Origin of the sequence: Bosea sp. 685 (assembly GCF_031884435.1) — a bacterium.
Classification (GTDB): domain Bacteria; phylum Pseudomonadota; class Alphaproteobacteria; order Rhizobiales; family Beijerinckiaceae; genus Allobosea.
Genome location: NZ_CP134779.1, coordinates 2,894,593 through 2,907,290 on the forward strand (window position 1 = coordinate 2,894,593; position 12,698 = coordinate 2,907,290).

Sequence of the window (12,698 nt, forward strand, 5' to 3'; positions counted from 1 at the left end):
GAAGCTTCGGAAAACACCCATCGCGCGCTCACGCTTCTCAGCCGGCGTGAGGTGAAGCCCGAGCGGCAAGCTTTGGCGGCGGTAATGCGTATTTTCCGAGGCTGCCTGTTCCGAATGGGCCCGGGCCATATGCCCATCGGAATCCTGGCCGACCGCGCCCTCGCTTGGGATTCGCGCCATTCCGATGACCGTTACCTCAAGCGCAGGAGCCTTCCATGGCCTCCAAGATGCACGCTGCCGTCGTCGAGATGTTCGGCAAACCCCTGGCTTTCCAGGAGGTCGCGATCCCGACCCCGGGGCCGGGCCAGATCCTGGTCAAGACCGAAGCCTGCGGCGTCTGCCACACGGACCTTCACGCCGCCCATGGCGACTGGCCGGTGAAGCCGACATTGCCCTTCATTCCGGGCCATGAGGGCATCGGACGGGTCGTGGCGGTCGGAGCAGGCGTCACGATCGTCAAGGAGGGCGACCGGGTCGGCGTGCCATGGCTCTACTCGGCCTGTGGCCATTGCGAGCACTGCCTCTCGGCCTGGGAGACGGTCTGTGGCGAGGCGGAGTTCGGCGGCTACACCAAGAATGGCGGTTTCGCTGAGTACATCCTCGCCGACCCAAACTACGTCGCGCATATTCCCGATGGCCTGACACCTCAGGAAGCCGCTCCACTCATCTGCGCGGGCATCACGACCTATAAGGGCATCAAGGTTGCCGATGTGCGACCTGGCGAATGGATCGCGGTCTCCGGCGCCGGCGGCCTTGGCCATTTGGCCATCCAGTACGCCAAGGCAATGGGCCTTCAGGTTTGCGCGGTCGATATCGACGACGGCAAGCTCGAGCATGCCAGGCGCCTTGGGGCCGATCTCGTCGTCAACGCGAAGACCCCCGACGCAGTCGAGGCGATCAGGGCCGGCACCGGCGGCGGGGCGCATGGCGTGCTGATCACGGCCCCGTCTCTTGGCGCCTTCAAGCAGGGCATCGCCATGGCTCGTAAACGCGGCACCTGCGTCCTCGTCGGCCTCCCGCCGGGTGAGTTCCCCGTGCCGCTCTTCGACGTGGTCGCCAACTGCATCACGATCCGCGGCTCCTTCGTCGGCACGCGCGAGGACATGGCCGAGGCACTCGCCTTCGCAGCTGGGGGGATGGTCAAGGCCGACATTGAGCTTCAGCCGCTTTCAGCGATCAATTCGGTCTTCGAGCGGCTCCAGCATGGCGATGTTCCATCCCGCGTCGTGCTCGATTTTGCCGTGGTCTGACCGGCGCATCTTGGCCGCCCTGCCCGCCGATGCGGCCTCGCGGGCGGCTCCCAACATCTCTTCCAAGGGGTGATCGACATGACCAAACTTGATGCCGGCAAGGCCGGTACGTTCAAGATCGGCAGCGACCTCACGATCAACCGCCTCGGCTTCGGCGCGATGCAGCTGACCGGCAAAGGCATCTGGGGCAAGCCTGATGATCGCGACGAGTGCCTGGCCACCCTGAAGCGCCTTCCTGAGCTTGGCGTGAACTTCATCGACACCGCCGATTCCTACGGGCCGGACGTTTCCGAACATCTGATCCACAAGGCGCTTCATCCCTATCGCGACATCCTCGTCGCGACCAAGGCTGGCATGGTGCGAGGCGGCCCCGACATCTGGCATCCGCTTGGTCGCCCGGACTATCTTCGCCAGCAGGCCCTGATGAGCCTGCGCTTCCTGGGCGTGGAACAGATCGGACTGTGGCAGCTGCATCGGATCGACAGGAACGTGCCCCGCGATGAGCAGTTCGGCGCGATCAAGTCGCTGCTTGATGACGGTTTGATCCGGCACGCCGGCCTCAGTGAGGTCTCGGTCGAAGACGTCGAGGCGGCAAGGAAGGTGTTTCCGGTCTCCACGGTTCAGAACCGCTACAATCTGATCGACCGGACCAGCGAGGCTGTGCTGGCCTATTGCGAGACGCATGGCATCGGATTCATCCCGTGGTTTCCACTGGCTGCTGGCGAGCTCGAAAAGCCGGGATCGCTGCTGGATGGCATCGCCGAGACGCATCGCGCGACACCTGGTCAGATCGCCCTGGCGTGGCTTTTGAAGCGCAGCGATGTCCTCCTGCCGATACCCGGCACGTCGCGCGTCTCGCATCTGGAGGAGAATGTGGCTGCGGCAAACATCACGCTATCGGCCGAGGAGTTCGCGGCGCTGGATCGGGCGGGCCGAGCGGTCTTCGAGAAACGCTGAAGGGCCTATTCCATGGAACACAGCCATGACCACGCGCATGAGCATGAGGAGACGGCGGCGGCTGTCGGGAGCGGCGTCTATACGTGCCCGATGCACCCACAGATACGACAGGCCAGCCCAGGGAATTGCCCGATCTGCGGCATGACGCTCGAATTGGTGGTGCCAATTGCCGAAACGGCCCCCAGTCAGGAGCTTCGCGACATGACGCGCCGCTTCTGGGTTGGCCTCGTTGTCGGCCTGCCGGTCTTCTTCCTGGAGATGGGAGCCCATATACCGGCCCTGGGATTGCACGATCTCGTGCCGCTGCGGATCTCGATCTGGATCCAGCTCGTCCTGTCGACCCCTGTTGTGCTTTGGGCGGGGTGGCCCTTCCTTGCACGCGGCTGGGCTTCCGTGACCAGCCGCCACCTGAACATGTTCACGCTGATCGCGTTGGGAACGGGCACAGCCTATCTCTACAGTCTCGTTGCAGCCTTCGCGCCAGGCCTCTTTCCAGAGCGCTTCCATGGTATGGGCGGCACGGTCCCCGTCTATTTCGAGGCTGCAGTCGTCATCACGGTGCTCGTCCTACTCGGTCAGGTGCTCGAATTGCGGGCTCGCGAGCAGACCGGCGGCGCTATTCGCGCGCTCCTGAATCTCGCACCGAAGACCGCCCGCCGCCTGCGCGATGGCGCCGACGACGAGGAGATCCAGGTCGCCGAGGTGAGGGTCGGAGAGCGGCTTCGTGTCCGCCCAGGCGACGGCATCCCTGTCGACGGAAAAGTCATCGAAGGCCGCAGCGCCGTGGACGAATCCATGGTCAGTGGCGAAGCCATGCCTAATGCCAAAGGGCCGGGCGACATGCTGATCGGTGGCACCGTCAACGGCACGGGCTCGCTCGTGATGCAGGCCGAGAAGGTCGGTGTGGACACCATGCTGGCGCGCATCGTCGCCATGGTTTCGCAAGCGCAGCGCAGCCGTGCGCCGATCCAGCGCCTGGCCGACACCGTGGCCGGCTGGTTCGTGCCCGCGGTTCTCGGCATAGCGGCTCTCTCCTTTGCGGCGTGGTGGGTCTGGGCCCCTGAGTCCGCCTTCTCATATGCGCTGATCGCAGCGGTATCCGTCGTCATCATCGCCTGTCCCTGCGCGCTGGGGCTGGCCACGCCGATGTCGATCGGAGTGGGTGTGGGAAAGGGTGCGAGCGCCGGCATCCTGATCAAATCCGCCGAAGCACTGGAACGGATGGAAAAGATCGACACGCTCGTCGTGGACAAGACCGGCACCCTTACCGAAGGCAAGCCAAAGGTCACGAAGGTGATCGCCCGCGGCCGCAGCGAAGCTGATCTGCTTGCCATGGCGGCCGCTCTCGAACGGTCGAGCGAACATCCACTGGCCAGCGCGATCCTGGTTGCTGCAAAAACAGCAGGGGCCAGGTCATTGGACGCGGCTGATTTTACATCAGTCACCGGCAAAGGCGTGACGGGGGTGGTCGACGGCAGACGGGTTGCGCTGGGCAATGCACGCCTGATGGCGGACGAAGGCGTCGTGCTCGGCGACCTGGAAAGCAAGGCCGTCGAGTTGTGTCGCGAAGGAGGCACAGCCCTATTCGTCGGTATCGATGGCCAGGCAGGCGGCCTCGTGGCGATCGCCGATCCCATCAAGTCGACGACACAGGCTGCCATCACGGCACTGAAAGCAGACGACATCCACGTCGTGATGTTGACTGGCGATAACCAGACGACGGCTGCGGCGGTAGCGCGCACGCTTGGGATCACCGACGTGCATGCCGAGGTCCTGCCGGAGGACAAGCAGCGGATCGTCAAGACACTAAAGGCGAGCGGCAAGGTCGTAGCCATGGCGGGCGATGGCGTGAACGATGCCGCGGCTCTGGCGGAAGCCGATGTCGGTATCGCCATGGGCACAGGAACCGAAGTTGCCATCCAAAGTGCGGGGATGACGCTCGTGAAAGGCGACCTTGCCGGCATCGTGCGGGCCAGAAGCCTGAGCCGCCAAACCATGCGCAACATCCGCGAGAACCTCGTCTTCGCATTCGCTTACAACGTCATCGGCATCCCCGTCGCAGCCGGCGTGCTCTATCCGGCTTTCGGTATCCTGCTCAGCCCCGGCGTCGCCGCCCTGGCCATGTCGCTGAGCTCCGTTTCGGTCATCGGCAATGCGCTTCGGCTGAAGGCGCTCAAGCTGTGATTCGCCCAGGGACATATGGTGCAGGGTCCTGAATGACGAGCTTACCGCCTGATCCTCGTTTCGCTCGGCCGAACTGCGTGTTTTCCGACCCTGTCGCGACGGCGGCGGTGCCGCGTAGCCTGACCTGGGCTGGATGATCCGATCGACAAGCACGGCAGCGCTCGTTTCGGATCGTGGTCGGCTGATCTGTCGGAGCCTGCCGCGTAGCGCGGTGGCACAGCTCCCTCATCCGAAGATTAGGGAGCCAACGATGTCTCACGACACAGAACTGCAGAAGTCCGTTCTCGCCGAGTTGAGCTGGGAGCCCAGCATCAGCTCCGCCCATATCGGCGTCACCGCCGATAATGGCGTGGTCTCGCTCTCGGGCCATGTCGAAAGCTTCATGGAAAAGCACGCGGCCGAAAGCGCCGCGCGCCGCGTCAAGGGCGTCAAGGCCGTCGCCGAAGAGATTGAGGTCCGCCTTCCGTTCCATGTGAAGCGCGCTGACGACGAGATCGCCGCCGCGGCCGTCAACCGATTGTCCTGGGATGTCTCCATCCCCAAGGACACCGTGAAGGTGACAGTCGATCAGGGGTGGGTCACGCTAAGCGGCCAGGTCGAATGGCACTATCAGAAGGATGCGGCTGAACTCGATATCCGCGGTCTTTTCGGCGTTCTCGGCGTCTCCAGCCAGATCACGATCAAGCCGCAGGTCGATACCGCCAATCTCAGCGACCAGATCACCCATGCCTTGCATCGCTCCTGGTTCTTTGATCCCAAGACCGTCTGGGTGAACGCAACGGGCGGCAAGGTGCGACTGACCGGCACCGTCCACAGCTGGCATGATCGGCAGGTCGCCGGCGATACGGCCTGGGCAGCGCCCGGCACCACGGCCGTCGACAACGAAATCGCCGTCATCTGACGATACATGCGCCATCGGTCCCAATCACGGAACGATGGCGCATTCGTATCAACCGATCTGCAGCCAGGAGTTTGCCATCGTGACGAAGATCGAACGGACTACGGATCGCAGCGCCTCGAAGGCCTATCTCGTCGGAGGCGGCATCGCGTCATTGGCGGCTGCTGCGTTCATGATCCGCGATGGCGACATGCTTGGCCACAACATCACGATCATCGAGGAATCCGGCACGATCGGCGGAAGCCTCGACGGCTCGGGATCGCCCGATGCAGGCTATGTCCTGCGCGGTGGTCGCATGATCGAGAGCAAGTATCTGTGCACTTTCGCGCTCTTTGACTCGATCCCGACGCTCGACGATAGCCGCACGGTCACGCAGGAGATCATTGCGTGGAACGAAACCATGAAGACGTCATCGAAATCCCGTCTCGTGCGAGACGGTGCCAGGGAGACGGCGCCGCGCTTCGGGCTTAGCGAAAAGCACATCCTGGCGATCGAACGCCTCGCGATCGAGCCCGAGTTCATCCTTGGACGGACGCGGATCTCCGATCAATTCGATGCCGCGTTCTTCAAGACCAATTTCTGGTTCATGTGGTGCACGACCTTCGCGTTCCAGCCATGGCACAGCGCCGTCGAGTTCAAGCGCTATCTGGTCCGCTTTGCTCACATGGTCTCTGGCTTCAACAGGCTGCAGGGCATCATGCGCACCACGTACAACCAGTACGACTCGATGGTGCGGCCGTTGCAGAAATGGCTGCTGGCGCGCGGCGTCGCGTTCGAGCTCGGCACCCGCGTCACTGACCTGAGGTTCTCCGAACGCGATGGCGTCCGCAGCGTCGACCAAATCCTCTTCGAACGTGCGGGCTCGAACGGCGCGATCACGGTCGGCGAGGCTGACTCAGTTATGGTCACGCTCGGCTCGATGACGGAGGCGTCGAGCCTCGGGGCCATGGATCGCGTTCCGCTTATGCTGGACAAGATCGGCGGGGCTTGGTCTCTTTGGGAGAAGCTGGCGGCCAATCGGCCTGAGCTCGGCCATCCCTCCGTCTTTTCCGATCATGTCGAGGAGTCCAAATGGATCTCCTTCACCACCACGCTGCACGATCAGAGGCTCCTCGATTTCGTGCGCAACCTGACGGGAAACGTTCCAGGCGAAGGCGGGCTGATCACATTCCCGGAGTCGAGCTGGCTCGCCTCGATCGTCATTCCCCATCAGCCGCATTTCATCGGCCAGCCTGACGATGTCAGTGTGTTTTGGGGTTATGGCCTCTCGGTCGATGCGCCCGGCGACTTCGTCAAAAAGCCGATGTCGCAATGCACTGGCCGCGAGATCATGACAGAAATCCTCGGCCATCTGCGGCTAGAGGCCGATGATGCGGCGATCATTGACGCGTGCACCTGCATTCCTTGCATGATGCCCTTCATCACAAGCCAATTCCTGCGCCGGGAAGCGGGCGACAGGCCGCAGGTTGTCCCTGACGGCTATGACAACCTGGCTCTGATGGGCCAATTCTGTGAGCTGCCCGACGATGTCGTCTTCACGGTCGAGTACTCTATTCGGTCTGCCCAAACCGGCGTTTACGCACTGCTTGGCCTGAAGCGCGAGCCACCGCCAGTCTACAAAGGGAGCTTCGACCCGCGGGTTCTCTATCGGGCGTTCCGCGCGCTTCACGACGTTGCAGCCTGAGACTGTCGCGACTGGACGTTTCAGGGCCGCGTGCCTGCGGGCAGTGCGAGCGGGCACGCTCTATTTCGTGATCGTCTTCGCTGCCGGCTTCGCTCTGGGAACGATGCGCATCCTGTTCATAACGCCAGCGTTCGGGGCGGTTCCGGCCGTTACGCTGGAAATGCCGCTGATCCTTGCGGTCGCGTGGCTGACTGCTCGCGCGATCATTTCAAGGCTCGCCATTCCTCAAGCAGCCATGCCGCGCCTCATCATGGGCGGGTCAGCCTTCGCTTTGCTTATGACAACGGAATTCGCCCTTTCGGCCTCCCTCTTTGGAGGGGGCGGCCAGTATCTCGCCAATCTGACGACAGGCGCGGGCTTGATCGGTCTGGCGGGCCAGATCGTTTTCGCACTCGTGCCATTGGCGCAGATTTGGCTCTGCGATCGATAAGTGCTTGCTCGTCTCAGGCCTGCTGTCGCAGCTTGGCTTCGCTGAGCGCTCTTGCGATGGCCCGAACCAGATCCGCCTCCTGGAAGGGTTTTTGAAGCACGATCGCCTCAGGGCTCAGCGAAGTCTTGGTCAGCCGATCGCCGCTGACGAAAACATGCGGAATGAAGCCGTCCCTGAGGATCTCGGCGACAGCCGTCAATCCGCTGCCCTGGCGTAGGCGAGCATCGACGATCATCAGATCCGGCCGGCACCGGGTGGCTTCCCGAATGGCCTCCGCTTCGGTCGCCGCAATGCCGCTCACAACATGCCCGAGTTCCATCAGGACCTCGGCAAGCAGCGTGGCGATGACGGGTTCATCTTCGATGACGAGCACGTGGAGCTTTGTCATAAGGCGCCATTTTCCAAACGAAATCGCCAGCGTGGACGACAAAGTGCAGCCGATTGGTCGATTGGCCCGGTTTTTAACCGCCAATGCGGACCAGTGATCGATTCTAGGGTCGTTCGGTTGGCCCCCGGCCATTTCACATGGCGCAAAGTGAGCCAAAAATAAATGCGCAAGAAGGCTCGCACTCGATTTCGGCCCGTTGGCCGAAATAAGTTCCGGCTCAGAAACCAGATTAATGCGATAATACCGGAACAATAAGGGTCGGAATTTACTTAGAACAAGGCGGGTCGAGCCGGGCATCGTTATCAGATTATTTTATGCTCGATGTCCCCGTGAGATTTCGACGCCGCCGGCGTGCTTGCCGACGTTTACCTATGGCTGCGCTCTATGCATGCCAGAAAGCGCTATCTCGATGCCGGCTCGTACACATGACGACGCAACGGCAAAGGACCGCCCCGTTCAGCAGACAAAAGTGGCGCGAGGCAAGACCGCGCACTTGGACGGACCCATTGTCGTTGGAATTGGAGCCTCAGCAGGAGGATTGGCGGCCTGCCGGAAACTGCTCGACGCCATGCCCGATACTGATGGCTTGGCATTCGTTCTCGTTCAGCACCTTGATCCCAATCACCCCAGCATGATTGCAGAACTGCTGTCTTCGCACACGTCCTTGACGGTGCGGGAGGCGAGTGAAGGCGTTCGGCTGGAGCGCGGCCATCTCTATGTCATCGCGCCGGGCACCTCCCTCTCGGTTGTTGGGGGCGCGCTCCATGCTTCAGTCCCTCAACAGCGCCATGGGGCTCGGCTGCCGTTCGACTTTCTGCTTCAATCGCTGGCGAAGGAATACGGCTCGCGCTGCATCGCCATTGTGCTTTCAGGGACAGGCGCAGATGGCAGCGTTGGGCTCAAGGCGATCAAATCCAAGGGGGGCATCGTCTTCGCGCAAGATCCCGAGGAAGCCGGATATGACGGCATGCCCCGCAGCGCCATAGCGACGGGCGGCGTCGACCGCATCCTGCTGGCAGCCGAGATTCCCGAAGCGCTGCTTGAGAGCGCCAAAAAGATCCATGACGACCCGGCCATGATGGAGCGCGTGGCGACTGACAAGGAGCAGAGCTGGCTCGCAGACGTCATAGACCTCCTGAAAAACAACACCCGCCATGATTTCACATTCTACAAACCCGGCACCTTGCTGCGCAGGATCGAACGCCGGCGCGGGTTGGCGGGAATCGAGGCCGGCGACATGTTGGCCTATCTCGATGTCCTGCGCCAAAATCCTGCAGAGCGCGATCTGCTCGCGAAGGATTTGCTGATCAACGTCACGAGCTTCTTTCGGGATTCGAAGACATTCTCTCTGCTGGCGGAGAGCATCATTCCCGAGATGGTCAGCAAGCAGCCGGCAGACCGGCCATTGCGCATATGGATCGCCGGATGCAGCACGGGCGAGGAAGCCTACTCGCTGGCCATGCTGTTTCGCGAGCAGATCACCGCTGCCAAGAGTAACGTCAAACTTCAGCTTTTCGCCTCTGACATAGACGCTGACGCGGTCTTGCGCGCCCAGGAGGGGTTATATCCAAACACGATCGAGGATGCCGTCTCCGCTGACAGGTTGGCGCGATTCTTCAAAAAAGAAGGTCAAAACTACCGAATCCTGCCTGACGTGCGCGGAATGGTCGTCTTCACGGTCCAGGATCTACTGGCCGATCCGCCATTCTCGCGCCTGGACATGATTTCGTGCCGGAATGTGCTGATATACCTTCAGCCCGAAGCCCAAACGAAGATCCTCTCCCTGTTTCACTTTGCACTGCGGGAGGGCGGAACTTTGCTGCTTGGCAGCTCCGAGACCGTCAGCCACGCGGAGGGCCGCTTCGCGGTCATTGCGAAAGACCAGCGCATCTACCGTCATATCGGCCGCAGTCATCCTGGTGATGCGCGCTTCTCCGGCAGTGCGGCCGAACTTATCCGGCTTCCACAGCGTACGGGCCAGGGGCAAGCGGTCTCACGTCAGAGCGCACTTGCCGAGTTATGCAAACGCGCTGTCATCGAAGCCTATGCCCCTGCCGCGGTCCTGATCAACAGCGCCCACGAGTGCCTTTACAGTCTGGGGCCGACGGACCTCTACCTTCATGTCGCACCGGGCTACCCGAGCCATGACATTCTGGCGATGGCCCCGGAGGGCGTAAGAACCAAGTTGAGGGCCGCTATCCATAAGGCAACGCAAAGCAACGCTGCCGTGAAGCTCGATGGGATCAGGCCTCGGCGCGGCCCTCAGAATTACGCCTTCAGCATCGCGGTCCTGCCGTTGAAGCATGAGGGCGAAGCGCTCTTTCTGGTCTCCTTCATCGATGTGCCGAAACACGACAAAGCGCCGGTGGTATCGACCTCTTCAACCGACGCGCCCCGGGTCGGGGAGCTCGAACAGGAGCTCGACGCCGCAAGGGCGGAGCTCAAGGACGCCATCCGCAACCTCGAAATTTCAAGCGAGGAGCAGCGGGCGATCAACGAGGAGGCGCTCTCGGTCAACGAGGAGTTCCAGTCGACCAATGAGGAACTGCTGACCTCGAAGGAAGAACTGCAATCTCTGAACGAGGAACTGACCGCGCTCAACGGCCAGCTCCAGGAGACCCTGGAGCGACAACGCACGACCTCGGATGACCTGCAAAACGTGCTCTACAGCACCGACGTCGCCACCGTCTTTCTCGATCGCGATCTGAAGATCAGATTCTTCACACCGGCCACGAAGGCGCTGTTCAAGATCATACCCGGCGATGTCGGCAGGCCGCTTGAAGACCTGAATTCACTCGCAGTCGACAGCTCTCTACCGGTAGATGCACGCACCGTACTGCAGACGCTGGCGCCGCTTGAACGGCGCATCGAGGCTCGAAATGGCGTGTGGTTCGTGCGCCGCATCATGCCCTACCGCGCTCATGACAACAGTGTCGAAGGTGTTGTCATCACCTTCACCGATATCACCGAGCAGAAGAAGACCGCACGCGCGCTCGATAATGCGCGCAAGCAGGCGGAGCTCGCCAATGTCGCCAAATCGCGCTTTCTGGCCGCTGCGAGCCACGATCTAAGGCAGCCCCTGCAGGGCCTTGCGCTGTTGCAGGGACTGCTGGCCAAGGTCGTCGAAGGCGATAAGGCCAAGACACTCGTCGCCCGGTTGAGCGATACGGTCGACGCAATGTCGGGCATGCTGAACACGCTCCTCGACATCAACCAGATCGAAGCGGGGACCGTCCATGCCGAGATCGTGGATTTCCCGATCAAGGATTTGCTTGATCGCCTCCGGGAGGAATTCGCCTACCACGCCCAGGCGCAGGGGCTTGCCTTGAGGGTGGTCTCGTCAAGCCTGGTCGTTCGCAGCGATCCGCATCTGCTGGAGCAGATGATCCGCAACCTGGTCTCCAACGCATTGAAATACACCAAGACAGGCAAGGTCCTGCTCGGGTGCAAGCGACGTGGCGGCAAGCTCTGCATCGAGATCTGGGATACCGGGATCGGCATTCCCAAGGATGAGCTTCATGCGATCTTCGACGAGTATCACCAGCTCGATAACGCCGCGCGCCAACGAAGCCTCGGTCTTGGCCTGGGATTGTCGATCGTGCAGCGCCTCGGTGGCCTGCTCGATCACGCGGTCGGGGTTCGCTCCAAGCAAAATAAGGGGTCGGTCTTTACGATCGAACTCGCCTTGCTGCGCCAAACCGCCCGTCAGCCGCAAAAGACCCAGCTGCATCTCGAGGCTGTCGCTCCTGCCCTCGATATCGCCCATCGCACAGGGACCGTACTCCTGATTGAGGATGATCCCGAACTGCACGATCTGCTTGAACTGCTTTTGAAGGATGAGGGCCACCAGGTTCTGGCGGCGACCGATGGTCTTGCCGCGCTTGCCATGATGACAAGCGGCGCGTTGCGGCCAGACGTGATCCTGTCGGATTTCAATCTGCCGAAAGGCATGAATGGCCTTGAAACCGCGGCGAAATTGCGTGAGCGGGACCACCGCGAAACGCCGGTGATCATCCTTACCGGCGACATCTCGACTGAGACCCTGCGCGCGATCAAGCTGCTGAACTGCATGCACCTGAACAAGCCCGTAAAGGTCGAGGAGGTCACGCAGGCAATCCAAAACATCCTGGAACGGAAAGCCGACCCTGAAGCGATCATCCAGACGAGAACGTTGGAAAACAATAATGAGAACCCCGAAGTTTTCATCGTCGATGACGACCATCAGATCCGGGATACATTGCGCCTCTTCCTGGAACAGGCCGGTCACAGGGTGGCAGCCTATGCAAGCTGCGAGGGTTTCCTTGCAGCCTATCAACCCGGCGATGGCAATTGCCTTCTGGTCGACGCCTATCTTCCGGGCATGACTGGACTTCAGTTGCTTCGACATTTGAATGAGGAAGGCCATCATCTCCCTGCCATCATGATCACTGGGAACAGCGACGTGGCGATGGCGGTGGAGGCGATGAAGACCGGCGCGTCGGACTTCATCGAAAAGCCGGTGGGCTGTACTGAACTTCTCGCCAGCGTAGCCCGCGCGATCGATCAGTCGCGCGACTCCAACCAACGCGCCGCCTGGAAGGCGAACGCCACGAAAAGCCTGGCTGGGCTGACAGCGCGGCAGCACCAGATCATGGATCTGGTTCTAGCTGGACATCCCAACAAGAACATCGCTGCAGATCTTGGCATCAGCCAGCGCACGGTCGAAAACCACCGTGCTTCGATCATGCACAAGACGGCCTCGAAGTCGCTTCCCGCCTTGGCCAGGCTGGCGCTGGCCGCGTCATAAATCTGGCCCCCTCCCCGACTGCGGCCAAGGTCTTGTAGGCAGCAGGCTCGTGCGCGCCGAGCCTGCGTAGTTTCCGACGCTGGCGCGTGCTTTCGCTGGATTTATCGTACCCCGAACGATC

The 12,698-nt window shown here is 61.6% G+C and carries 8 protein-coding genes; 7 read left to right on the top strand and 1 reads right to left on the bottom strand.

Annotated elements, in window-relative coordinates:
- Positions 1-215 precede the first annotated feature (215 nt).
- The 6 genes from RMR04_RS15085 to RMR04_RS15110 all read left to right on the top strand — a co-directional run bounded on the left by RMR04_RS15085 (position 216) and on the right by RMR04_RS15110 (position 7,403).
- Positions 216-1,250: a zinc-dependent alcohol dehydrogenase gene (locus RMR04_RS15085; protein WP_311915406.1), complete on the top strand. Its 1,035-nt coding sequence runs from the start codon at positions 216-218 to the stop codon at positions 1,248-1,250.
- Positions 1,251-1,328: 78 nt separating this feature from the next.
- Complete coding sequence (locus tag RMR04_RS15090; RefSeq protein WP_311915847.1) at positions 1,329-2,207, top strand: aldo/keto reductase; 879 nt, start codon at positions 1,329-1,331, stop codon at positions 2,205-2,207.
- Positions 2,208-2,219: 12 nt separating this feature from the next.
- Entirely contained in the window at positions 2,220-4,391 is a 2,172-nt protein-coding gene (locus tag RMR04_RS15095; RefSeq protein WP_311915408.1) for a copper-transporting P-type ATPase, read from the top strand.
- A 250-nt stretch (positions 4,392-4,641) separates the two neighbouring features.
- Positions 4,642-5,292 carry a BON domain-containing protein gene (locus RMR04_RS15100; protein ID WP_311915409.1) on the top strand — a complete coding sequence of 217 codons (651 nt, stop codon included), beginning with the start codon at positions 4,642-4,644 and terminating at the stop codon, positions 5,290-5,292.
- Positions 5,213-6,973, top strand: a complete 1,761-nt coding sequence (locus tag RMR04_RS15105; protein ID WP_311915410.1) for an oleate hydratase — start codon at positions 5,213-5,215, stop codon at positions 6,971-6,973. Before RMR04_RS15100 ends, RMR04_RS15105 begins: the two co-directional genes overlap by 80 nt.
- Before the next feature lie 67 nt (positions 6,974-7,040).
- Positions 7,041-7,403 (top strand): hypothetical protein, encoded by a 363-nt coding sequence (locus RMR04_RS15110; RefSeq protein WP_311915411.1) that lies wholly within the window; start codon positions 7,041-7,043, stop codon positions 7,401-7,403.
- Positions 7,404-7,416: 13 nt separating this feature from the next.
- Here RMR04_RS15110 and RMR04_RS15115 read toward each other — a convergent pair whose 3' ends face one another.
- The gene (locus tag RMR04_RS15115; protein ID WP_311915412.1) at positions 7,417-8,088 is read right to left on the bottom strand and encodes a response regulator; all 672 of its coding nucleotides are present in this window, start codon (positions 8,086-8,088) and stop codon (positions 7,417-7,419) included.
- A 271-nt stretch (positions 8,089-8,359) separates the two neighbouring features.
- Here RMR04_RS15115 and RMR04_RS15120 point away from each other — a divergent pair, with 271 nt between their 5' ends.
- On the top strand, positions 8,360-12,577 hold the full coding sequence (locus tag RMR04_RS15120; RefSeq protein WP_311915413.1) for a CheR family methyltransferase: 4,218 nt from the start codon (positions 8,360-8,362) through the stop codon (positions 12,575-12,577).
- Positions 12,578-12,698 lie beyond the last annotated feature (121 nt).